22 protein-coding genes are annotated in these 21,732 nt (G+C 72.5%); 18 read left to right on the top strand and 4 right to left on the bottom strand.

All coding sequences use genetic code 11. From position 1 onward, the window contains the following. The first annotated feature begins 17 nt into the window (after positions 1–17). The 13 genes from G8E01_RS10860 (at position 18) to glmM (ending at position 12,399) form a co-directional block, all read left to right on the top strand. Entirely contained in the window at positions 18–1,031 is a 1,014-nt protein-coding gene (locus tag G8E01_RS10860; RefSeq protein ID WP_166319545.1) for a branched-chain amino acid ABC transporter permease, read from the top strand. Next, positions 1,028–2,113, top strand: a complete 1,086-nt coding sequence (locus tag G8E01_RS10855) for a branched-chain amino acid ABC transporter permease (RefSeq protein ID WP_166319543.1) — start codon at positions 1,028–1,030, stop codon at positions 2,111–2,113. The genes G8E01_RS10860 and G8E01_RS10855 overlap by 4 nt, the downstream gene beginning before the upstream one ends. Continuing rightward, positions 2,110–2,844 carry an ATP-binding cassette domain-containing protein gene (locus tag G8E01_RS10850; RefSeq protein WP_166319541.1) on the top strand — a complete coding sequence of 245 codons (735 nt, stop codon included), beginning with the start codon at positions 2,110–2,112 and terminating at the stop codon, positions 2,842–2,844. The genes G8E01_RS10855 and G8E01_RS10850 overlap by 4 nt, the downstream gene beginning before the upstream one ends. Then, on the top strand, positions 2,828–3,535 hold the full coding sequence (locus G8E01_RS10845; protein ID WP_240921244.1) for an ABC transporter ATP-binding protein: 708 nt from the start codon (positions 2,828–2,830) through the stop codon (positions 3,533–3,535). The genes G8E01_RS10850 and G8E01_RS10845 overlap by 17 nt, the downstream gene beginning before the upstream one ends. 2 nt (positions 3,536–3,537) lie before the next feature. Beyond that, positions 3,538–4,887: an MmgE/PrpD family protein gene (locus G8E01_RS10840; RefSeq protein WP_166319539.1), complete on the top strand. Its 1,350-nt coding sequence runs from the start codon at positions 3,538–3,540 to the stop codon at positions 4,885–4,887. Beyond that, the gene (locus G8E01_RS10835) at positions 4,884–5,546 is read left to right on the top strand and encodes a cysteine hydrolase family protein (RefSeq protein ID WP_166319537.1); all 663 of its coding nucleotides are present in this window, start codon (positions 4,884–4,886) and stop codon (positions 5,544–5,546) included. Before G8E01_RS10840 ends, G8E01_RS10835 begins: the two co-directional genes overlap by 4 nt. Further along, on the top strand, positions 5,546–6,508 hold the full coding sequence (locus tag G8E01_RS10830; protein WP_166319535.1) for a polysaccharide deacetylase family protein: 963 nt from the start codon (positions 5,546–5,548) through the stop codon (positions 6,506–6,508). Before G8E01_RS10835 ends, G8E01_RS10830 begins: the two co-directional genes overlap by 1 nt. Next, entirely contained in the window at positions 6,505–7,422 is a 918-nt protein-coding gene (locus G8E01_RS10825) for a polysaccharide deacetylase family protein (protein WP_166319533.1), read from the top strand. Before G8E01_RS10830 ends, G8E01_RS10825 begins: the two co-directional genes overlap by 4 nt. A gap of 25 nt (positions 7,423–7,447) precedes the next feature. Beyond that, positions 7,448–8,851 (top strand): MFS transporter, encoded by a 1,404-nt coding sequence (locus tag G8E01_RS10820; RefSeq protein WP_166319531.1) that lies wholly within the window; start codon positions 7,448–7,450, stop codon positions 8,849–8,851. Next, positions 8,848–9,909 carry an oxidoreductase gene (locus G8E01_RS10815; RefSeq protein WP_166319529.1) on the top strand — a complete coding sequence of 354 codons (1,062 nt, stop codon included), beginning with the start codon at positions 8,848–8,850 and terminating at the stop codon, positions 9,907–9,909. Before G8E01_RS10820 ends, G8E01_RS10815 begins: the two co-directional genes overlap by 4 nt. Positions 9,910–10,090: 181 nt before the next feature. Further along, positions 10,091–10,537 carry a 50S ribosomal protein L13 gene (gene rplM / locus G8E01_RS10810; protein WP_166319527.1) on the top strand — a complete coding sequence of 149 codons (447 nt, stop codon included), beginning with the start codon at positions 10,091–10,093 and terminating at the stop codon, positions 10,535–10,537. A 25-nt stretch (positions 10,538–10,562) separates the two neighbouring features. After that, positions 10,563–11,027, top strand: a complete 465-nt coding sequence (rpsI, locus tag G8E01_RS10805; RefSeq protein WP_338100801.1) for a 30S ribosomal protein S9 — start codon at positions 10,563–10,565, stop codon at positions 11,025–11,027. A 10-nt stretch (positions 11,028–11,037) separates the two neighbouring features. After that, entirely contained in the window at positions 11,038–12,399 is a 1,362-nt protein-coding gene (gene glmM, locus G8E01_RS10800; RefSeq protein WP_166319525.1) for a phosphoglucosamine mutase, read from the top strand. Between the two features lie 789 nt (positions 12,400–13,188). Here glmM and G8E01_RS10795 read toward each other — a convergent pair. Genes G8E01_RS10795 through G8E01_RS10780 form a run of 4 tightly spaced genes read right to left on the bottom strand, consistent with a single transcriptional unit; the run spans position 13,189 to position 15,812 of the window. After that, on the bottom strand, positions 13,189–13,524 hold the full coding sequence (locus G8E01_RS10795) for a DUF202 domain-containing protein (protein ID WP_166319523.1): 336 nt from the start codon (positions 13,522–13,524) through the stop codon (positions 13,189–13,191). Continuing rightward, on the bottom strand, positions 13,524–13,883 hold the full coding sequence (locus G8E01_RS10790) for a DUF202 domain-containing protein (RefSeq protein WP_166319521.1): 360 nt from the start codon (positions 13,881–13,883) through the stop codon (positions 13,524–13,526). Before G8E01_RS10790 ends, G8E01_RS10795 begins: the two co-directional genes overlap by 1 nt. Next, positions 13,880–14,860, bottom strand: coding sequence for a formylglycine-generating enzyme family protein (locus G8E01_RS10785; RefSeq protein WP_205827276.1), 981 nt, complete (start codon positions 14,858–14,860; stop codon positions 13,880–13,882). Before G8E01_RS10785 ends, G8E01_RS10790 begins: the two co-directional genes overlap by 4 nt. Before the next feature lie 22 nt (positions 14,861–14,882). Continuing rightward, positions 14,883–15,812: a Ppx/GppA phosphatase family protein gene (locus G8E01_RS10780; RefSeq protein ID WP_166319519.1), complete on the bottom strand. Its 930-nt coding sequence runs from the start codon at positions 15,810–15,812 to the stop codon at positions 14,883–14,885. Between the two features lie 48 nt (positions 15,813–15,860). On the opposite strand from G8E01_RS10780, the gene coaA reads away from it, so the two are divergent. The 5 genes from coaA to alr are packed head-to-tail and all read left to right on the top strand — an operon-like array spanning position 15,861 to position 21,621. Beyond that, positions 15,861–16,814: a type I pantothenate kinase gene (gene coaA / locus G8E01_RS10775; protein WP_205827565.1), complete on the top strand. Its 954-nt coding sequence runs from the start codon at positions 15,861–15,863 to the stop codon at positions 16,812–16,814. Positions 16,815–16,873: 59 nt separating this feature from the next. Beyond that, on the top strand, positions 16,874–18,724 hold the full coding sequence (glmS, locus tag G8E01_RS10770) for a glutamine--fructose-6-phosphate transaminase (isomerizing) (RefSeq protein ID WP_166319515.1): 1,851 nt from the start codon (positions 16,874–16,876) through the stop codon (positions 18,722–18,724). Between the two features lie 37 nt (positions 18,725–18,761). Further along, the gene (locus G8E01_RS10765) at positions 18,762–20,105 is read left to right on the top strand and encodes a beta-propeller fold lactonase family protein (RefSeq protein WP_166319513.1); all 1,344 of its coding nucleotides are present in this window, start codon (positions 18,762–18,764) and stop codon (positions 20,103–20,105) included. Positions 20,106–20,149: 44 nt separating this feature from the next. Then, positions 20,150–20,509: a holo-ACP synthase gene (locus tag G8E01_RS10760; protein WP_166319511.1), complete on the top strand. Its 360-nt coding sequence runs from the start codon at positions 20,150–20,152 to the stop codon at positions 20,507–20,509. After that, positions 20,506–21,621, top strand: a complete 1,116-nt coding sequence (gene alr, locus G8E01_RS10755; RefSeq protein WP_166319509.1) for an alanine racemase — start codon at positions 20,506–20,508, stop codon at positions 21,619–21,621. Before G8E01_RS10760 ends, alr begins: the two co-directional genes overlap by 4 nt. Positions 21,622–21,732: the final 111 nt, after the last annotated feature.

The raw sequence follows: 21,732 nt of genomic DNA, 5'->3' as shown, positions 1-21,732 counted from the left end.
ACGTGAGAGTGAGCTCCATGAGTACCCAGACAGCGCCGCGAGCGCTTGCGCCGGAGGACGTCGCCCCGGCTGCGCGAAGGTTCGCGAACGGCCCGTCCGGCCGCACCATGCTCGTCACGATCCTGATCCTCGTGATCGCCACCGTCGTCGCCGGCCTCGTGTCGGGCAGCGCCACGGTGCTCACGCAGGCTCTCGTGACCGGGGTCCTGACCGGCGGGATCTACAGCCTGATCGCCATGGGGCTCACTCTCGTGTACGGCGTGCTCCACATCATCAACTTCGCCAACGGGTCGATGGTGACGCTCGCGATGTTCCTCAGCCTCGCCGTCGTGAACGGCTTGGGGATGCACCCCTACGTTGCGCTTCTCATCACCGTTCCCGTCATGTTCGGCCTCGGCGCCCTCACGCAGTGGGGACTCCTGAACCCCATCATGCGGGCGCCCATCCACACCCAGCTTCTCGTTACGATCGGGTTGTCGCTCGCCATCGAGAACGCTCTGCTCCTCGCCTTCGGGCCGAACCCGCAGTCGGTTCAGCTGCCCGGCGACCGGGGGATTTCCGTGTTCGGCGCCACCGTCGACCTCAGCCGGATCTACGCGTTCGTCGGAGCGCTCCTTCTCGTCCTCGTGTTGTGGCTGATCCTGCAGCGCACCCCCGTCGGGACCGCCATCCGCTCGGTTGCCTCGAACCCCGAGGGCGCTCGCCTCGTCGGCATCAACATCAAGGCGATCTACGTGCTGACCTTCGCCCTCGGTGCCGCGGCTGCCGGCGCGGCGGGCACGCTCGTCGCACCGTTCACGACCATCGAGCCCACGGCGGGCGGGGTGTTCAACCTGACGGCGTTTGTCGTCGTCGTGCTGGGCGGCATGGGGAACATCCCCGGCGCGCTGCTCGGCGGATTGATCGTCGGCCTCACGGAGCAGCTCGGCGGGCTCATCCTGCCCGGCCAGTCGCCGCTGCTCGCCGTATTCATCGTGTTCCTCGTCGTGCTCTTCGCTAAGCCGCGCGGCATCTTCGGGAAGGCATCATGACTCTCACCGCACCCTCCGCCCCCGCGGATCGCCGCGAGCGCTCCGGGTCCGCGCCGCGACCGGCGTCTCGCGCCGCGCGCTCGCCGTGGACGTGGCACTACGTCGCACTCGCCGGCGTCGTGATCGTCGGCGCGGCGCTACCGTTCGTTCTTCCCGCCGCCGAGCTCGCCGTCGCGATGCGCGTCGTCATCTTCGCGCTCATGGGCATCGGGTGGAACATCATGAGCGGGTTCGGCGGCATGTTCAGCTTCGGCCACGCCGCCTACTTCGGAATCGGCGCGTACGTCACGGCGGTCCTTCTCGTCGACTTCGGCATCTCGCCGTGGATCGGCCTCCTCGCGGGCATGATCGTCGCGGCGGCCGCGGCCGTCGGGATCAGCTATCTCGCGCTGCGCTACAAGCTCACGGGCGCGTACTACGCGCTGTCCACCTTCGCCTTCGCCGAGATGCTCCGGCTGTTCGTCATCGGGAACGAGGCGCTCAACCGCACGGTCGGGTTCACCGTCCCGGTCCTGCCGGGCAATAACTGGGCGATGTTCCAGTTCAGCGCGGGATCGCCCATTTACTTCTGGATCGGCATCGCGATGCTCGGCGTCGCGCTGTTCGTCACCATCCAGTTCCTCCGCAGCCGGACCGGGCGCTTCACCCTCGCCTCGCGCGACGACGACATGGCCGCGGGTGCGGTCGGCATCAACGTCCTGCGCTACAAGCTCACGACGGTGGCGCTGTCGGCCGCCGTCATGGCCGCAGCCGGGACGCTGTACCTGCAGTACTACATGTTCATCGACCCCGAGCTGGGCTTCGGTGCCGCGGTGTCGAACAACGCCATCATCACGGCCGTCGTCGGCGGCGCGGGCACGCTCTGGGGCCCGGTCATCGGGGCCGTCGTCATGGCGCCCCTGTCGGACCTCGTCGCGGCGTTCCTTCGTAACCCGCCCGAGTGGCTCGCGTTCCTTTCCGGACAGGGCGGCCTCGACATTCTCATCTACGCGGTCATCCTCATCGTCTGCGTCCTGGTGCTCCCGCACGGCATCTACGGGACGATCCGTGACCGATACAAGAAGAAGGCGGCGCGAAAGTGAGCTTGCTCGAGATTCAGGGACTCTCGAAGTCCTTCCGAGGCCTGCGAGCCCTGAACGACGTCACGATCGACGTCGCCGAGGGCGAGATCGTCGGCATCATTGGCGCCAACGGCGCGGGAAAGACCACGCTCTTCAACTGCATCACGGGCGCGTTTCCTCCGGACTCGGGGCGCGTGACGCTCGACGGCGCCGACATCACCGGGGCGAAAATGCATCGGCTCGCCCGCGCCGGCCTCGTGCGCACGTTCCAGCTCATGAGGCCGTTCGCGACCGTGACGGCGCTCGAGAACGTGACGATCGCGGTCCAGAGCCGCGGGGTGCGCCCCGAGCGGCGGGCGCGAGACGAGGCCGCGGAGCTCATCGCGCGCACCGGGTTGGACGCGTGGGCGGACGCCGCGTCGGGCTCGCTCCCGACGGCCGTGCAGAAGCGGCTCGAGCTGACGCGGGCTCTCGCGATGCGCCCGCGCGTGCTCCTGCTGGACGAGGTCCTGGCGGGCCTGGTGCCCTCGGAACGCGAGCCGGTGCTCGACCTTCTCGCCGAACTCCGTCGAGAAGAGGGCGTGACGATGCTCTTCATCGAGCACATCATGGCCGCCGTCCGTCGGCTGAGCGACCGCGTCGTGATGATGGACCAGGGCACGGTGCTGGCGCGCGGAAACGTCGACGACGTGCTGGCGGATCCGCGCGTGATCGAGGCCTACCTCGGAAAGGAATATGGCGATGCTGCTTGAGGTGACGGATCTGGCCGCGGGTTACCACGGGCTGGAGATCCTGCACGGGGTCTCCCTGAGCGTGGGCGAGGGCGAGGTCGTGGCGATCGTCGGTGCGAACGGCGCCGGCAAGTCCACGACGCTCAAGACCATCGCGGGGGAGGTGAAGCAGTACGCGGGATCGGTCACGTTCGACGGACAGCCTGTCACGTTCGGCAGGAGCCACACGACCGCTCAGCGCGGACTCATGCTCGTGCCCGAGGGGCGCGCCCTGTTCGGGTCGCTCACGGTCGAGGACAACCTCCGAATGGGGACCTGGGGCCGGAAGGGACGCGAGGGGTTCTCCGAGGAGGAGATCCTCGACCTGTTCCCGATCCTGCGCGAGCGACGCGCGCAACTCGCCGAGACGATGTCGGGCGGACAGCAGCAGATGCTCGCGATCGCGCGGGCGCTCATGGGCGCGCCGCGGCTGCTGATGCTGGACGAGCCGTCGACGGGCCTCTCCCCGAAGCTGACGTGGGACGTCTTCCACGCCGTGGGCGCGATCCGCGAGCGCGGCGTGGGCGTCCTCATCGTCGAGCAGAATGCGAACCAGGTCCTGAAGCTCGCGGATCGCGCGTACGTCCTGGAATCCGGCTCGGTCGCGCTCGACGGTGAGGCTGCCGCGCTCGCCGACGACGAGCGCGTCAAGGCCGCCTACCTCGGCGCGTGAGCATGGATCCCGTCACCGCACTCGCCGCCTGGGCGGCCGACGACCCGTGGGGGCGCTCCGGCGCGCCGACGAGGGAGGCGTTGCGCCGGGCGATGGCCAACCTGCTCGCGGTCGCCGCGGGCGGCGCCGCGGCCGAGTCGAGCCGGCGGCTCCGCGCGGCGTGGGCGACGGTCCCCGGGCCCGCCACGGTCTTCGGCGAGACGCGGGGTGGATCCGTCGAATCGGCGGCCTGGCTGAACTCGGTGGCTGCGGTGTACCAGGAACGCGACGAGGGGAACCGCCACGCGAAGGGCCACCCCGGTGCGCAGACGGTGTTCGCCGTGCTCGCGCTCGCCGAGGAGCGTGGGGTCGACGGGGACCGGCTGTGGGCGGGCCTGCTCGCCGGCTACGAGATCGCGGCCCGGGTGGGGCGCGCGACGGCCTTTGCTCCGGGGGTCCACACCCATGGGCCGCTGGGGGCGGTCGGAGCCGCGGCCGGCTGTGCCGTCGTCCTCGGCCTCGACGCGGCGGGCATTGCCGCGGCCATCGACGCGGGTGCGGCGATGGCGCCGGCCACGAGCTGGCGCGCCGTCGACGGCGGGTCCGCGGTACGCGACCAGTGGGTCGGGCAGGGCGCCGTCGCGGGTCTCGCCGCCGCGCGATACGCCGCCGCGGGCGCGGAGGGCCGCGCTCACGGACTCGACGGAAGCCTCGCCGGCGGACTCGGCGTGATCGACGCGTCCGATCTGCTGTCGGGCCTCGGCACGCATCATCTCGTCGACTCGAGCTACCTCAAGCGCCACTCGTCGTGCGCGTACACCCACGGGGCTGCGGACGCCGCCCTGATCGCTCGTGAGCGGATGACGGACGTCGGGCGGTCGTTCGGGGACATCGACGCCGTCCTGGTCGAGGGCGTGGCGTCGGCCGCCGCCCTCGACAGCACCGAGTGGACCACACGCATGGGCGCCTACTTTTCCGTCCCGTTCGTGGTCGCGAGCGCGCTCGTCCACGGCGACGTCGCCGCGCACCGCGCGACGGGGGCGGAGCACGAGATCCGCGATCTGGCGCCGAAAATTCGCGTCGTGGACGCGACGGAGGCGCTCGCCCCCGCCACCGCCACGTCGCGCCCTGCGCGCGTGACGGTGCGGCTGCGCGACGGATCCGAGTTTCGGGGCGCCGTCCGGCATCCGGCGGGGGACAGCATCGACAGCCCGTTCTCGGCCGAGATGCAACACCACCTGCTGCGCGAGGCCGCGGCATCCGCCGGCCTCGACGGCTCCGACATCGAGCGCGCGGTCCGCGCGCTCGCCACGGGCCCGGTACGCGACGCGCTCCGGCCCCTCATCTCTCAGTTCGAAGGAGTACACGCATGACGCAAGACATCGACTGGAACCACGAGGTCGCGACCATCCGCGAGTTGCGCGCGAACCGCACGAAGGTCGGCCCGGGCACGAAGCCCGCGGTCGTCGTCGTCGACTTCCAGCGCGCCTTCACGGAGCACGAGAAGGTCGGGCCCGGAACCGCCGTCACGCTCGCGCACACGCAGGAGATGCTCGAGGCCGCGCGCGCCGCCGGCGTGCCCGTCATCTACCTCGTCATGATCCTCGAGTCGCTCGACGACCGGATGCTCGCCCAGCGGGTCCGCTCGAGCCTCACCGAGCGCTGCGAGCGCGGCAACCCCTGGACCGAAATCAGCGCCGCGGTACCGGCCGCGCCCCAGGATCACATCGTCGAGAAGACCGTCGCGTCCGGCTTCTACAAGACGCGCCTCGACGAGCTGCTCGAGGAGCTCGGCGTCGACGAGGTCGTCATGGCGGGGACCTCGACGAGCGGGTGCGTGCGCGCGACCGTCGTCGACGCCGCGTACCGCAACTACCGCATCAGCATCGTCGAGGAGTGCGTCGACGACTTCCGGACCCTCTCGGGCGAGGTCTCGCTCTGGGACATGCAGGACCGGTTCGGCGACGTCGTGTCGAAGGCCGAGATCCTCGAGCGCTTCGCGGCCATGGCCGCCGAGAACCAGGCCGCCTGATGGCCGCCGCGCCCCTGCGCAACAATGAGCGCCTGATGTACGCCCCCATGGCCACGCGCCCGCGCGTGACCCTGCCGGGCGGCGCGTCGGTCGCGTTCTGGCACGCGCCGAACGTCGAGCACTACGACTTCATCCCGCCGGGTGGCGCGAGCCCGCAGGGGCGCGTCTCGGCGCCCGATCTCCAGCACTACATGCACCGCGATGCGGGCAACCGCGTCGGTCTCTGGCGCATGCTGCGCGTTGTCGACGAGTTCGAGATGCCGTCGACCGTGTCCCTCAGCCTGTCCCTCCTCGAGGAGCAGCCCGAGGTGCGCGACGCGATGTTCTCCCGCGACTGGGAGATCATGAGCCACGGCATCTCCAACCTCCGCCCCCTGTACGGGATGTCCTACGAGGACGAGAGCGCGTTTTACGAGCTCTCCCAGCTCCTCAGCGAGACGTACTACGGCGGCAGGCGGATCCCCGGCATGCTCGGCCCGAAGATCTCGGGCACCGACAACACGACCGACCTGCTCGCCGACCACGGCTTTACCTACTTCGCGGACTGGATCCACGACGAGCAGCCGCGCCCGCTGCGCACCACGAGCGAGAACCGCATCGTCTCGATGCCGTACAGCTTCATGCTCAACGACGTACCGATCATCATGGCGCGCTCGTTCTCGGGGCGCGAGTTCATCGACCTCGCGAAGGCCCAGATCGACCGCACCCTGCGCGACGCCGAGCGCGACGGGCAGGCGCGGGTCGTGTGCTTCGCGACGCACCCGTTCCTCTCCGGCCAGCCGTGGTTCGCGCGCTACCTCGCCGAGATCTTCGCGTACGTGCGCGCCGACGAGCGCATCTGGTGCACCACGGCCGGCCGCATCGCCGATCACTTCATCGAGAACCACTACGACGAGCAGGCCGCGTTCGCCGAGGAGATCCGGCTCGAGCACGCCGCCCGCGAGGAGCCGCTTCGCGCATGACGCTCATCGATCACCCCGCCGATGCCATGGTCTTCGCGCCCGACCTGCCGCGCGCGTACGACGCGCACCGGGATCCGCTCGCCCTTCCCGGCGGCAAGAAGCTCGCCGTCAGCGTCCTCCTGCACGCGCCCAGCTACCAGGACGACGTGCCGGCCGGATCCGTCACGCCCCTCTCGATGGCGGGCGGCGTGGGACGCGACACCTCGGAGCCGCGCCACGGTCAGGTCGCGCGGCTGTCGCAGTGGGACTTCGGGCTCACGACCGGCATCTGGCGTTTGCTCGACATCGCCGAACGCGCGGGCGTGCCCGTCGCCGTCGCCCTCGACGAGTACGGCGCCCGGACCGTGCCCGGGCTCGCCCGCGAGGTCGCGCTGCGCGCGCAGGAGGTCGTCGCCCGCGGCACGGCCGCAAACATCCTGCTCGCGCCCGGCATGACCGAGGACGAGGAAGCCCGCGCCATCGCCGCCGCCCGCGACGCGGTCACGGGCCACACTGGCCGGGAGGTCGCCGGCTGGTTCAGCCCCGAGCGCTCCATGACGCCCCGCACGACGCGCCTCCTGCGCGAGGCCGGGTTCTCGTGGTTCGGCGACTGGCCGATCGACGAGCGACCGGTCGCGCTCGGCGGCGCCTCCGGCGGGCTCACCGCCCTCCCGCACCCGCTCGAGACGGAGGACATGTTTGTCCTCTACGGGCGCTCCGCGACGGCCGCGACCTACGAGCGGATCCTCGAGGAGACGGTCGACCAGCTCGTCGCCGACGCCGACGTCACGGGCGCGCGGACCCTGGGGCTCAGCTGGTTCGGGTGGGTGCTCGGCCAGGCCTGCTACGCCGACGTCGCCGAACGCACGCTCGCCGCTCTCGCCGCCCACCCCGACATCCTCCTCGTGACGCCGGGCGAGGCCGCGGCCCTCTGACCCCCTCGCCCCAGAAAGCACCACCGTGACTCAGCACGTCCAGGCGCCGCCGATACCGGCGGAGGCCCCGCGGCCGCTTCCTCTGCGGATCCCATGGTCCCTCGGCAGCGGCACCATCCTGCTCGGCCTCAACTCCGCCATGATCGCGGTCGCCGTCGTCCCCATGGCGGGCGACTTCGGCAGCTCCGCGGCGGTCGCGTGGATCGTCAGCTCGCTCTACATCGCCGCGGCCGTCGGCTCGCCGACCGCCGGACGGCTCGCCGACGTGTTTGGCGCCCGGCGGGTGTACCTCGCGGGCCTCGCGCTCATCCTCGTCGCGTCGCTCGCGGGCCCCTTCATGCCCACGGCCGAGTGGATGATCGCGGACCGCGTGGTCCTTGGCCTCGGCGCCTCGGCGCAGTTCCCGGCCGCGATGGCGATCATCCGGCAGCAGGCCGCCGCCCGCGGGTCCCGGCCCGCCGGCGCGATCGGGATCGTGGCGATGTGCGGGCAGACGACGGCCGCGCTCGGGCCCACGGTGGGCGGGTTTGTCGTGCTCCTGTGGGGCTGGCCCGGCATCTTCTGGATCAACCTGCCGATGGTCGCGCTCTGCGCCGCGCTCGTCCTCGCCTTCGTTCCCGCGGATCCGCGGTCCGAGCGCGCGGGGATCGCCCGGCGGCTCGCGTCCCTGGATCCGCTCGGCATGCTCCTCATGGTGGGGGCGCTCGTGCTGATCATGATGGGGCTGCTCTCGGCCGACGGCGGGGACGCGTGGTGGATCTTCCTCGGCGCCGGCGTTCCCGTTCTCGCGCTGTTCGTCTGGCGCGAGGCCGTCGCCCGCACCCCCTTCGTCGACGTGCGCCTCATGGTCGCGTTCCCGGCCTTCGGTATGACCCTCGTGCGGGCGGTCGCGACGTTCGTGTCGTTCTACTGCATCTTCTACGGGCTGCCGCAGTGGTTCCAGGGGGAGGTGGGCCTCGACGCGGGGCACACGGGCCTCCTGATGCTCCCCGTCTTCGGGGTCGGGGCGATCTCCACCTGGATGGCCTCCCAGCTGGGCGCGCGGGTGCGGCCCTGGGCCCTCCTCACCGTCGGGACCGCGGCGATGGTCGTCGCGGGCGCGGGGCTCGCCCTGTTCACGCACGCCGATTCGCCCACCTGGTGGTTCGTCGTCGTCTGCGCGCTCCTCGGGGTGCCGAACGGCTTCAACAACCTCGGCAACCAGCTCATCCTCAACGGCGCCGTGCCCGCCCACGCGTCCGGCAGCGCGACGGGCGTCTACCGCACGGCGCAGTACGTCGGCGCCGCACTCGCCGCGATCGTCGTGGCGCACACGATCGGCGCGCCCGGCGGATCCGTCGCCTGGCTCGGGTGGGTCATCGCCGGCATCGGCGCCGTCCTGCTCGTCACCGCGATCGCCGCGCTCATCACCACCCGGAGGACCGCATGACCCCCGCCCTGTTCGCCCCGCTCGCGCTCCGCGACCTGACCCTGCGCAACCGCATCGGGGTCTCGCCGATGTGTATGTACGCGTGCCACGACGAGACCGGCACGGTGACCGACTGGCACGTCGTGCACTACGGCCAGTTCGCGCTCGGTGGCGCGGGCCTCGTCATCACCGAGGCGACCGCCGTCAGCCCCGAGGGGCGCGTCACGCCGCAGGACGCCGGCCTCTGGGACGACGCGCACGTCGACGCCTGGCGCCGGGTGACGGACGCCGTGCACCGCGCCGGCGGGCGCATCGCGGTGCAGCTCGCGCACGCGGGCCGCAAGGGCGGCAAGTACGCCGGGCTCCCGGACGAGCCTGCCGAGCACCGCGGATCCGTCCCCCTCGACCGCGGCGGCTGGGCCACGCGCGGCGTGACGGGCGAGGCGTTCGGGCACTACGCCCCGCCGGTCCCGATGGGGCCCGAGGAGGTGCCGGGCCTCGTGGCCGCGTTCGCGCACGCGGCCCGCCGCGCCGTGGCTGCCGGCTTCGACGCGGTCGAGATCCACGCCGCGCACGGCTACCTCCTGCACGAGCTCCTCTCGCCCGTGACAAACCCGGAAGGATCCGACCGTGAGGCACCCCTCCGCGAGGTCGTGCGGGCCGTGCGCGCGGAGGCGCCGGCCGGGTTCCCCGTCATCGTGCGGCTCTCTGTCGACGACGTCGCCGAGGGCGGGCTGACAGCGGAGGACTCCGCCGGCCTCGCGCGCCGCCTCGTCTCGGACGGCGCGGACCTCATCGACTGCTCCTCCGGCGGGCTCGTGTGGGGCGCGGAGTACGCGCCCGCGCCGGGGTACCAGGTGCCGGGGGCCGCGCGCGTCCGGCGCGAGGGCGTTCCCGTCGCCGCGGTCGGGCTGATCGCGGATCCGGATCACGCCGAGGCCCTCGTCGCCGGGGGAGAGGCGGACCTCGTTCTGCTCGGGCGTGAGATGCTTCGGGATCCGCACTGGGCGCGCCGCGCCGAGTCCGCGCTCGCGGGCGCGGCGACGATCGAGCCGCGGTACCACCGGGCGTACCTTTAGGGGAGCACCCGGGCCCCGAATGGCGCGCCGGGATCCAATCGTGTAATCTTGTCCTTTGGTGTGCACGCGTGTGCCCACCGCGAACGTGAGCCCTCCACCGGCTGCGTTGTCCGGCCTCGCCGGCAACCGCCCCGGAGCGGGATTCACGAACACCTCCGTTCGACAAGAAAGCAGCACTATCGTGACGCGCACTTACACCCCGAAGGCCGGTGACGCCCAGCGCGAGTGGCTCGTGATCGACGCCACCGACGTCGTTCTCGGTCGCCTCGCCTCGCACGCCGCAGCGCTCCTGCGCGGCAAGCACAAGGCCACCTTCGCCCCCCACGTCGACATGGGCGACTTCGTCGTCATCGTCAACGCCGACAAGGTCGTCCTGACCGGCAACAAGGCGCAGCAGAAGCGCGCCTACCGCCACTCGGGCTTCCCGGGCGGACTCAAGTCGGTCAGCTACGAGGAGCTTCTCGAGAAGAACCCCGTTCGCGCCGTCGAGAAGGCCGTTCGCGGCATGCTCCCCAAGAACACCCTCGGCCGCCAGCAGGCGACGAAGCTGAAGGTGTACGCCGGTGGTGCGCACCCGCACGCCGCGCAGCAGCCCAAGACGCACACGCTCGACCAGGTCGCCCAGTAAGCGCCGAGGCGAAAAGGATCATCCAGTGACTGACGTTCAGAACTTCACCACCGAGACCCCGGCCGAGGCCGAGCAGGTCGAGGCCGTCCGCCCCGTCGTCAGCGTCCCCGGCGCCGCCGTGGGTCGCCGCAAGCAGGCCATCGCCCGCGTGCGCCTCAACCCGGGTTCGGGCTCCTTCACGGTCAACGGCCGCACGCTCGAGGAGTACTTCCCGAACAAGCTGCACCAGCAGCTCATCACCGACCCCTTCACGCTCCTCGGCCTCACGGGCGCCTACGACGTGACGGCGCGCATCAACGGTGGCGGCCCCTCGGGCCAGGCCGGTGCGCTCCGCCTCGCGATCTCGCGCGCGCTCAACGAGATCGACCGCGAGAACAACCGCCCCGCCCTCAAGAAGGCTGGCTTCCTCACGCGCGACGCTCGCGTCATCGAGCGCAAGAAGGCCGGTCTCAAGAAGGCCCGCAAGGCGTCGCAGTTCTCGAAGCGCTGATCGAGCGCTGATGCGTCTCTTCGGCACGGACGGAGTCCGAGGGCTGGCCAATGGCACCCTCACCGCCGACCTTGCCCTCTCCCTGGCCCAGGCGACCGCTGTCGTCCTGGGCCAGGGGCGTTCCGCCGAGGCGCGCCGCGCCGAGGGTCGGCGCGCCAAGGCGGTCATCGCGCGGGATCCGCGCATCTCCGGCGAGTTCCTCGGCGCCGCCGTGTCCGCGGGCCTCGCCTCGAGCGGCGTCGACGTGTACGACGCCGGCGTGATCCCCACCCCCGCCCTCGCGTTCCTCGTGAACGATTTCGATGCCGACTTCGGCATCATGATCTCGGCGTCGCACAACCCGGCGCCCGACAACGGCATCAAGATCTTCGCGCGCGGCGGCGTCAAGCTGCCCGACGTGGTCGAGGAGCGCATCGAGCGCTACCTCGAGGAGGACGACCGCCTCCTCCCCACCGGCGCCGACGTCGGCCGCATCGCGCGCTTCGCCGACGCGGAGGATCGCTACCTCCTCCACCTCCTCGGCACGATCCCCGCGCGCCTCGACGGCCTCCACGTCGTGCTCGACTGCGCCAACGGCGCCGCCTCGGGCGTCTCTCCCCAGCTCTTCGCCGACGCCGGCGCCCGCGTGACCGTGATCGGCGCGGATCCCGACGGCATGAACATCAACGACGGCGTCGGATCCACCCACCTCGGGCCCCTCGCCCGCGCCGTCCGCGAGCACGGCGCCGACCTCGGCATCGCGCACGATGGCGACGCCGACCGCTGCCTCGCCGTCGACGCCGACGGCCAGACGATCGACGGCGACCAGATCATGGCGATCCTCGCGGCCAGCCTTCACGAGCGCGGCGAGCTCGCGCAGGACACCCTCGTCGCCACCGTCATGAGCAACCTCGGCCTCGTCCGCGCCATGACCGAGCGCGGGATCCGCGTCGTGCAGACCGCCGTCGGCGACCGCTACGTGCTCGAGGTCATGAACCGCGACGGCTTCACCCTCGGCGGCGAGCAGTCGGGCCACGTCATCATGGGCGCGCACTCCACGACGGGCGACGGCCTCCTCACCGGCCTGCAGCTCGCGAGCGAGATGGCGCGCACCGGCAAGACGGCCGCCGAGCTCGCGGCGACGATGACGATCCTGCCCCAGACGATGATCAACGTCACGGGCGTCGACAAGACCCGCGCCCACGCTGACGAGGGCGTCCGCGCCGCCGTCGCCGCGGTCGAGGCCGAGCTCGGCGACACCGGCCGCGTGCTGCTGCGCCCCTCCGGTACCGAGTCCCTCGTTCGCGTCATGGTCGAGGCCGCCGACAGCGACACCGCGCTTGCGGCCTGCGAGCGCCTCGCGGACGTCGTCCGCGCCCGCCTCAGTATCTAGGCGCGGCGCCCGACAGCGCGCGCGATGTGGGCGGTGGCCGCTCGGGTCGCGCGTCTGCACGTTGCCGGTGGTCGCGAAGATGCGTTTGTGCGATCTGGCGGAGCGCGGATCCGCTCGGGTCGCGCATATGCACGCTGGCGGTGGCCGCGGAGGTGCGTTTGCGCGATTTGGGCGCGGGTGACGGCTGCGGGCGCTCGCGGAGGTGCGTTTGCGCGACTTGAGCGGGCACGGATCCACTCAGGTCGCCCAAATCACGCGGGTGGTGGCCAGGCCAGCGCATTTGCGCGACTTGGGCCGGGCGCGGATCCGCTCGGGTCGCGCGTATGCACGTCCAAGTCGGTCGCGGAGGTGCGTTTGCGCGATCTGGGCACGGACGGCGGCAGCGTGCGGTCGCGAAGGTGCGTTTGTGCGATCTGTTGGCGCGCGGATCCGTTCAGGTCGCGCGTATGCACCTTGAGGGCGGTCTCGGAGGTGCGTTTGCGCGATCTGGCCGCGGGCGCCGGTGGCGTGCGCCGACAGGAGATGTAGGTGCGCGACGCGGGCGGGCACGGATCCGTTCAGGTCGCGCGTATGCACCTTGAAGGCCGTCGGGGAGGTGCGTTTGTGCGATTTGGCGGGGCGTGGATCCGCTCGGGTCGCGCGTATGCATGCGAACGCCGCCCTCGAAGGTGCGTTTGCGCGATCTGGGCCGGCGCGCGCCCACCCGGGTCGCTCATATGCACCCGCGCGGGTCGCGCACCCGCGCGCCGCACCCGCGCGCCGCGCGCCCCACGCCGCGCGCCCGACCGCCTACAGCCCGCCGGAGAACACGAACGCCGCGCAGGCGGCGCCGACCGCGAGGGCGGCGGCGGAGCCGAGCGCGACGGGGACGCCGCTCGTGCCGGCCTCGCCGCGGGAGTGCAGGGCGTCGTGGGCGCGGCGGTAGCCGTGCGCGGCCGCGAAGTACGCGCCGGCCGCGAGCCCGGCGCCCGCGAGCCCGAGGAAGATCGACAGGATCCCGAACTCGTCCAGCGTGAAGCGGGCGGCCACGAGGCTCGCGACCGCGAAGGCGAGGCACGTGCGGCGCCAGGCCAGGAGCGTTCGCTCGGGCTGCAGGCCCGGGTCGAACACCTCGCCGCCCGACATCAGACGAAGATGCCGATGGCGACGAGGGCCACGGCGACCACCACGCCGACGACGATGAGGCCCCCGACCGCGAGGCCGGGCAGCGGCTCGCCGCGCCGCAACGAGCGCTCGGTCTGCGCCCACCCGATCCACGCCTGAATGGCCGCGACCGTCCCGAGGATGAGGAAGACCGCCGCCGCCGCGAAGCGCCACGCGACGGGCTCCGGCAGCGACAGCGCCTCGAGGGCGAAGGCGCCCGCGTACATCGCCAGCGCGGTGCGCAGCCAGGCGAGGAACGTGCGCTCGTTCGCGAGGCTGAAGCGCGGATCCGGCTCGGATCCCTCGCGGTACACCCGCCGGGGGAAGCGCTTCTCGCTCACGAGGCCACCCCCGCCACCGTGCGGAAGCCGGCGTTGCCCATCGAGGAGTCCGGGGTGTTCTGTGACCGCGCCGAGTTGCGGTACCGGTTGCAGTACGAGTCGTGGCAGAGATAGCTGCCGCCGCGCAGGATCCGGGAGGCGCCCGTCTCGGGGCCCGCGGGATCCGCGGCGGGGGAGCGGCGGTAGTAGCCGGGATCGAAGAAGTCCTGGCACCACTCCCACACGTTCCCGATCGGCTGCCAGAGGCCGTATCCGTTGGGCGCGAAGGAGCGCACGGGCGCCGTCGTGAGGAAGCCGTCCTCGAGCGTATTCTGCGTGGGGAATACGCCCTGCCAGATGTTGGCCCGCCAGCCGCCGTCGTCGACGGGCTCGTCGCCCCACGGGAACTTCGCCGACTCCAGGCCGCCGCGCGCCGCGTACTCCCACTCGGCCTCCGTCGGCAGGCGCCGCCCGGCCCAGGCGCAGTACGCCTGCGCGTCGTTCCAGCTCACGTGCACGACGGGGTGGTCCGCGCGGTCGTCGATGCCCGAGTTCCGGCCGTGCGGGCGGCGCCAGTCGGCGCCCTTGACGCCGTACCACCACGGGGTGCCCGGGGCCTGGCCGATGATGTCGCCGTCGGGGGCGTCCACCGCGAGGTGGAACACCGCCGAGAACCCGAACGACTCGGCCTCCGTGACGTAGCCGGTCGCGTCGACGAAGCGCGCGAACGCCTCGTTCGTCACGCTCGTCGCGTCGATCTCGAATGCGCTCAGCGCGACCTCGTGCACGGGCGTCTCGCCGTCGGCGGGGTTGCGGTCGCCCGAGCTGTCGCCCATCGCGAACCGGCCCGCGGGGATCCGCGCCTGCTCGATGCCGTGCGCGGCCGCGGCGGTCGGGACATCGGGGCGAGAGAGGGCGGATTCGAGCGGCACGAACTGCGCGCGTCCTGGCATCCCGCACCCGCAACCGCACCCGGCGGCGTCGGTGGCGTTGGTCATTCGACCACCGTACCGGCTGGGGCTACCACCCCATGTCCTCGATGTAGCGCAGGAGCACGCCCTCGCGCAGCGCCCACGGGCTCACCTCGAGCTCTTTCACGTCGAGCGCCCGCATCGCCTCGTGCAGGACGACGGCGCCGGCCGTGATCTGGAACGTGCGGTCCGCCGTGATGCCCGGCAGTTCCTGCCGCGACTCGGCGGGGATCCGCGAGAGGACAGGGATCCACGCGCCGAGCGCGGCGCGCGGCAGCATCCAGCGCTCGATGCCGGACCAGCCGGGCCGCTTGTAGCCGGCGAGCTTGGCGAGCGAGCGGATCGTCTTGGAGGATCCGACGACGTGGTCCGGCGCGGGCAGGCGCGAGAAGCGCTTCGCGAGCGGCTCGAGCACCTCCTCCGCGTGCGCGGCGAGCTTGGCGACCGCCTTGTCGCCCGGCGGATCGTTCGGGAGGTATCCGATCGTCATCCGGCCCGCGCCCAGCTGCACGGACTCGGCCAGCTGCGGCAACTCCTCGGATCCGCCGGCGACCTCGAGGGATCCGCCGCCGATGTCGAACATGAGGATCTGGCCCGCCGACCAGCCGAACCACCGGCGCACCGCGAGGAAGGTGAAGCGCGCCTCGTCGGATCCGCCGAGCACCTGCAGGCTCTGGCCGAGCGCGTCCTCGATCTGCGCGATCACCTCGGCGCCGTTCGCGGCCTCGCGCACGGCCGAGGTGGCGGTCGCGAGCAGCTCGACGACGCCCTCCTTCTCGGCGACCTTCTTGGCCTTGCGGACGGCCTTGACGATCGCCTTCGTGCCCTCCTTGGTGATGGCGCCGCGGTCGTCGATGTAGCGCATGAGGCGCAGCACCGACTTCTCGCTCGTCGCGGCGAGCGGGCGCCCGCCCGGCTGCGCGTTGGCGACGAGCAGGTGGACCGTGTTGGATCCGATATCGAGAACCCCGAGACGCATGCGCCTCACCCTAGCGGCGGTCCGGGCGCCGGGCGGCCCGCCGGTATGATGTCGCGGATGACTCCTGCGCCCGGATCCCTGCGCCTCTCCCTCTACCGCGACATCCCGCGGGCGGAGTGGGCGCGCCTCGCGCGCGGGATGGATCAGCCGCTCACCGAGCAGGAGATCGTGCAGATCCGCGGCCTCGGCGACCGCCTCGACGTCGGGGAGGTGCGCGACGTCTACCTCCCGATCAGCCGCCTGCTCAGCGGGTGGGCGCGGGGCGTGCGGCAGATCGGATCCGAGGTCGGCGACTTCCTGGGCGAGGCCGAGCCGCGGATCCCCTTTGTCGTCGGCGTGGGCGGATCCGTCGCCGTCGGCAAGTCGACCGTCGCGCGCCTTTTGCGCGAGCTCATGAGCCGCTGGTCGGACACCCCGCGCGTCGAGCTCGTTACGACCGACGGATTCCTGTACCCGAACGCCGAGCTCGAGCGGCGCGGGATCATGAGCCGCAAGGGCTTCCCCGAGTCGTACGACCGGCGCGCGCTCGTCGACTTCGTCGCGCGCGTGAAGTCCGGCGAGGCCGAGGTGCGGGCGCCGTTCTACTCGCACATGAAGTACGACATCATGCCCGACGCGTCGGTCGTCGTGCGCAGCCCGGACGTGCTCATCGTCGAGGGCCTCAACGTGCTCCAGCCGCCGCCCTCGCCGAACGACGTCGCCGTGAGCGACCTGTTCGACTTCTCGATCTACGTCGACGCCGACACGAGCCACATCGAGCAGTGGTTCGTGAACCGCTTCCTCGCGCTGCGCGAGGGCGCGTTCAGCAACCCCGCCTCGTACTTCAACGTCTTCCAGCACCTCTCCGACGCCGAGGCGATCGAGACGGCGCGGGGCATCTGGAACGACATCAACCTGCCGAACCTCGTGGAGAACGTCGAGCCGACGAAGCACCGCGGCACGCTCGTGTTGCGCAAGGGCGCCGACCACGCGGTCGATCGCGTGCTCCTGCGCAAGCTCTGACGGATCCGTCGGCGCGCTCCTGGCGGGATTGTCAGGGGTGCCCGCCTACGATGAATCCCATGTGTGGAATCGTCGGATACGTGGGTCCCCGTCCGAGCCAGGACATCCTCATCTCGGGCCTCGCCCGCCTCGAGTACCGCGGGTATGACTCCGCCGGCATCGCCGTCGTGGACGGCGAGGGCCACCTGGGGATGCGCAAGCGCGCCGGCAAGCTCGCGCGGCTACGCGACTCCCTCGCCGACGCGCCGCTCGCGGCCGGCACGACCGGCATCGGCCACACCCGCTGGGCGACGCATGGCGGCCCGACCGACGAGAACGCGCACCCGCACCTCGCCGACGACGACCGCCTGGCCGTCATCCACAACGGCATCATCGAGAACTTCGGCGCCCTGCGCGCCGAGCTGGAGACGGAGGGCGTCGTCTTCCGCAGCGAGACCGACACCGAGGTCGCGGCCGCGCTCATCGGCCGCGAATACCGCCGCACGGGCGACCTCGAGGCCGCCTTCCGCGCCGTCGTGACCCGCCTCGAGGGCGCCTTCACGCTGCTCGCGATGCACGAGGACCACCCGGGGCTCGTCGTCGGCGCGCGCCGCAACTCGCCGCTCGTGATCGGGCTGGGCGAGGGCGAGAACTTCCTCGGATCCGACGTCGCCGCGTTCGTCGAGCACACCCGCAGCGCGCTCGCGATCGGGCAGGACCAGATCGTCGCGATCACGCCCGACAGCGTCACGATCACCGACTTCGCGGGTGCCCCCGTCGAGGCGACGCCCTTCGAGGTGTCGTGGGACGCGGCGGCGGCCGACAAGGGCGGCTGGTCGAGCTTCATGGCGAAGGAGGTCTCGGAGGAGCCCGAGGCCGTCGCCAACACGGTGCGCGGGCGGATCCACGACGGCCGCATCACGATCCCCGAGCTCGACGGCCTCGACGCGTTGTTCACCGACATCGACCGCGTCGTGATCCTCGCCTGCGGCACGGCCTACTACTCGGGCCTCGTCGGCAAGTACGCGATCGAGCAGTGGGCCCGCGTCCCCGTCGACGTCGAGCTCGCGCACGAGTTCCGGTATCGCGATCCGATCGTCTCGGACCGCACCCTCGTCGTGTCCATCAGTCAGTCCGGCGAGACGATGGACACGCTGATGGCCGTCAAGGAGGCCGCGCGCCTCGGCGCGAAGACCCTCTCGATCTGCAACACCCAGGGCGCGACGATCCCGCGCGAGTCCGACGCGATCGTCTACACGCACGCCGGCCCCGAGGTCGCCGTCGCGTCGACGAAGGCGTTCGTCGCGCAGATCACGGCGCTGTACCTGCTGGCCCTGCACGTGGGCCAGGTCCGCGGCACGCTGCCGGAGGAGGTCGCCGCCGACGCCATCGCGCAGCTGGAGGACCTGCCCGGCAAGATCCAGTGGATCCTCGACAACGAGCAGGAGCGCGTCGACCAGCTCGCGCACTGGATGGCCGACACGCGCTCCGTGCTGTTCCTCGGGCGCGGCGTGGGCTTCCCCATCGCGCTGGAGGGCGCGCTGAAGCTCAAGGAGATCTCCTACATCCACGCGGAGGGCTTCGCCGCCGGCGAGCTCAAGCACGGGCCGATCGCGCTCGTCGAGCCCGGCCAGCCGATCTTCGTCGTCGTCCCGTCGCCGCGCGGCGCCGCAACGATGCACGCCAAGGTGATCTCGAGCATCGAGGAGGTCCGCGCCCGCGGCGCCCGCGTGATCGCGATCGCCGAGCAGGGCGACTCCGCCGTGCTGCCGAAGGCCGACGAGGTGCTACGCATCCCGCTCGCCAGCCCGCTGTTCGAGCCGATCCTCGCCGTCGTGCCGCTGCACATCTTCGCGATGGGGCTCGCCACGGCCAAGGGCCTCGACGTCGACCAGCCGCGCAACCTCGCGAAGTCCGTCACGGTCGAGTAGCGCGCGCGGGCGCCGCGGCGTCCGCCATGATGGATCCATGAGGTTCTGGATCGGCGGGCGCGGGGCGGACATGGGCGCGAACGGCGCCGGCATCGGTATCGTCGCGGCGGGCGAGCCGGACTCCCCGCTCGCGGGCGGGGTGCTCACCGACCGCGGGCTCGCGGTCGAGGCCCCCTCGCCCACGTGGCTCGCGCGCCACCCGCGCGGCGGCGTGGTCTACGCGGCGCTCGAGGGATCCGGCCGGGTCGCCGCCTTCCGCCGCGCGGGCGAGACCGCGCTCGAGCCGCTGGGGGATCCGGTGGAGGCCGGATCGGCCGTCTGCCACATCGCCGTCGCGCCCGACGGGAGCCGGCTCGTCGCCTCGTGCTGGGGCGACGGCCGCGTCGTGGAGGTTCCGCTCGGGGCGACCGGCGCCCTCGGCGCGCCGCGCGTCGCGGCCCCGGCGCGCGACCCCTACGCCGTGCCGGAGCCCGACGCCCCCGCACCGGAGGAGAACGACGCCGCCGACATCGCGCGGCGGCTCCTCGCGGGCGACGCCCCGGAGCCTGACGCCACGGTGACCGACTTCTCCGGCGCGGTCGACCTCGCCGCGCTCGTGGACGGCGGATCCGATCCCTCGCGCCTCGCGGCCATGCTCGCCGGCACGGACGACGGGTCCGATCCCGCGGCGGAGCTGCGCGCTCTCCTGGGCGGCGGGTCCGCGGATCCGTTCGACGACCCCGCGGTCCGGGCGATCCTCGATGCCTCGCCCGCGGGCGTGCTGCGCGAGGCGGCGGATCCGCAGGGTCCGCGCCCGACCCGCGCGCACGCCGCGCGCTTCCTCCCGGACGGGCGTGTGGCGACGACGGACCTCGGCTACGACCTCGTGCGCATCTGGCGCGTCGGGCCGGCCGGCCTCGTGCCCGACCACGAGGTGGCGCTGCCGTTCGGGACGGGCCCGCGGCACATGTCCCTGCACGCGAGCGGCCACCTGTACGTCGTGACGGAGTTCACGTGCGAGATCTTCGTGCTCGCGCCCGGGCGCGACGGGCGCTGGGCGCTCGTCGCGGGGGTGCAGACGGGGGCGCTCGCGGGCGATACGGCGGCGGAGCTCGCGGGATCCGCCGATGGCTCCTTCCTCTACGCCGGACTGCGCGGCAGCGACGGCATCGCCGCGGTGCGCGTGGCGGGGCAGGGGGAGCGGCTTGAGCTCGTGGGCGTCGCCGAGGCGGGCGTCACGACGCCCCGGCACCATGTGCTCGTGCGGGACACGCTGCTCGTCGCGGGCCAGGGCTCGGACGAGATCGTCTCGCTCGGCGTCGACGCCCGCACGGGCGCCGTCGGGCGCGTTCGGCACCGCGTCGAGCACCCCACGCCGAACTGCGTCCTCCCGATCGCCTGAGCGCCGGGCGCCTAGACTTCACCCATGGGCACGAAGGGGCAGGCGTGATCGTCGGGATCGGCGTCGACATGGTCGACATCGAGCGATTCGAGGGCCAGATCACGCACTCGCCCCGCCTCATGGAGCGCCTGTTCACGCCGCACGAGCGCGAGCTGCCGTTGCGATCGCTCGCGGCGCGGTACGCCGCCAAGGAGGCGCTCATCAAGGCACTGGGCGGATCCCACGGGGTGCGCTGGCAGGAGATCGAGGTGCCGCGCCTCGGAGAGCGACAGGCACCCGCCTACGTCGTCACGGGCGACACCGAGCGGACCCTCGCGGGCCGCGGCGTGACGCGGCACCACCTCTCGCTCTCGCACGACGGCGGCCTCGCGCTCGCCTACGCGATCCTCGAGGGCGACGCGTGAGCGGCACCTTCCCCGCCGGCGGCGCGCGCGAGGCGCTCATCGATCGGGGCGCGATCGAACACAACGTGCGCGCCCTGCGCGCCGCGGCGGGAAGCCGCGAGTTCATCGCGGTCGTCAAGGCCGACGGGTACGGCCACGGCGCGCTCACGGCCGCGCGCGCGGCGCTCGCGGGCGGCGCGAGCCGGCTCGGCGTGGCCGACCTCGCCGAGGCCCTCGCGCTGCGCGACGGCGGCATCGACGCGCCCCTGGTCGCCTGGCTGCACGCGCCCGACGCCGACTTCGCGCCCGCCGTGGCCTGCGGCATCGAGATCGGGGTGTCCGGATCCGCCCAGCTCGCGCGCGCCGCGGCCGCGGGGCCCGCCGCCGTCCACCTCAAGGTCGAGACGGGGCTCGGGCGCAACGGCGCCGCGCCCGAGGAGTGGGGCGCGCTGTTCGCCGAGGCCGCGCGGCTCGAGCAGGCGGGGCGTATCCGCGTCGAGGGCCTCTTCAGCCACCTGTCGGGCACGAGCCGGCCCGACGACCTCGCGCAGGTCGCGCGCTTTCGGGAGGCGATTCAGGCGGCGTCGGCGGCGGGGCTGCAGCCGCGGATCCGCCACCTCGCGGCGACCGGGGCCGCCCTCGACCTGCCGGAGGCGCGGTTCGACGCCGTGCGCGTGGGGCTCGGCATCTACGGCCTCTCGCCGTTCGAGGGGCGCACCTCGGCGTCGCTCGGGCTGCGGCCCGCGATGACCCTGCGCGCCCCCGTCGCCGCGGTGCGCCGCGTGCGCGCGGGCCACGGCGCGTCCTACGGCTACACGCACCGCGCCGCGGCCGAGACGACCTTCGCCCTCGTGCCGCTCGGGTACGCCGACGGCGTCCCCCGCCAGGCGTCGGGATCCGGGCCGGTGCGGATCCGCGGCGCCCGCTTCCGCGTCGCCGGCCGGATCGCGATGGACCAGTTCGTCGTCGACGTCGGAGACGCGGCCGTCGCGGTCGGCGACCCGGCCGTCCTGTTCGGGGATCCGCAGGCAGGCGCCCCCACGGCCGAGGAGTGGGCCGCCGCCGCGGGGACGATCAACTACGAGATCGTCACGCGCATCGGAGCCCGCGTGCGCCGCACCGTCGTCGGCTGACGCGGCCCCCGCGCCGCGGCCCCGAACACAACGCAGTCATATTTCGCCCTCGCCGCGCGAGTTCCGCGGCTCCGGGGCCGTCGGCCGAGAAATTGACTGCGCTGTGTTGGG

The sequence above is a fragment of the Microbacterium excoecariae genome, from assembly GCF_011326725.1.
Taxonomy (GTDB): Bacteria; Actinomycetota; Actinomycetes; order Actinomycetales; family Microbacteriaceae; genus Microbacterium; species Microbacterium excoecariae.
The sequence above is the reverse complement of the archived record's forward strand: the minus strand, read 5'-3'. Positions and strand labels throughout refer to the sequence as shown.

Excerpts from the sequence above, each read along its gene's own strand:
- glmM (WP_166319525.1), top strand. The coding sequence starts at position 11,038 with ATGCGTCTCTTCGGCACGGACGGAGTCCGAGGGCTGGCCAATGGCACC.
- G8E01_RS10860 (WP_166319545.1), top strand. The coding sequence starts at position 18 with ATGAGTACCCAGACAGCGCCGCGAGCGCTTGCGCCGGAGGACGTCGCC.
- G8E01_RS10855 (WP_166319543.1), top strand. The coding sequence starts at position 1,028 with ATGACTCTCACCGCACCCTCCGCCCCCGCGGATCGCCGCGAGCGCTCC.
- G8E01_RS10780 (WP_166319519.1), bottom strand. The coding sequence starts at position 15,812 with ATGCGTCTCGGGGTTCTCGATATCGGATCCAACACGGTCCACCTGCTC.
- G8E01_RS10825 (WP_166319533.1), top strand. The coding sequence starts at position 6,505 with ATGACGCTCATCGATCACCCCGCCGATGCCATGGTCTTCGCGCCCGAC.
- G8E01_RS10765 (WP_166319513.1), top strand. The coding sequence starts at position 18,762 with ATGAGGTTCTGGATCGGCGGGCGCGGGGCGGACATGGGCGCGAACGGC.
- G8E01_RS10830 (WP_166319535.1), top strand. The coding sequence starts at position 5,546 with ATGGCCGCCGCGCCCCTGCGCAACAATGAGCGCCTGATGTACGCCCCC.
- glmS (WP_166319515.1), top strand. The coding sequence starts at position 16,874 with ATGTGTGGAATCGTCGGATACGTGGGTCCCCGTCCGAGCCAGGACATC.
- G8E01_RS10815 (WP_166319529.1), top strand. The coding sequence starts at position 8,848 with ATGACCCCCGCCCTGTTCGCCCCGCTCGCGCTCCGCGACCTGACCCTG.
- coaA (WP_205827565.1), top strand. The coding sequence starts at position 15,861 with ATGTCGCGGATGACTCCTGCGCCCGGATCCCTGCGCCTCTCCCTCTAC.
- G8E01_RS10835 (WP_166319537.1), top strand. The coding sequence starts at position 4,884 with ATGACGCAAGACATCGACTGGAACCACGAGGTCGCGACCATCCGCGAG.
- G8E01_RS10785 (WP_205827276.1), bottom strand. The coding sequence starts at position 14,860 with ATGACCAACGCCACCGACGCCGCCGGGTGCGGTTGCGGGTGCGGGATG.
- G8E01_RS10845 (WP_240921244.1), top strand. The coding sequence starts at position 2,828 with ATGGCGATGCTGCTTGAGGTGACGGATCTGGCCGCGGGTTACCACGGG.
- G8E01_RS10840 (WP_166319539.1), top strand. The coding sequence starts at position 3,538 with ATGGATCCCGTCACCGCACTCGCCGCCTGGGCGGCCGACGACCCGTGG.
- G8E01_RS10795 (WP_166319523.1), bottom strand. The coding sequence starts at position 13,524 with ATGTCGGGCGGCGAGGTGTTCGACCCGGGCCTGCAGCCCGAGCGAACG.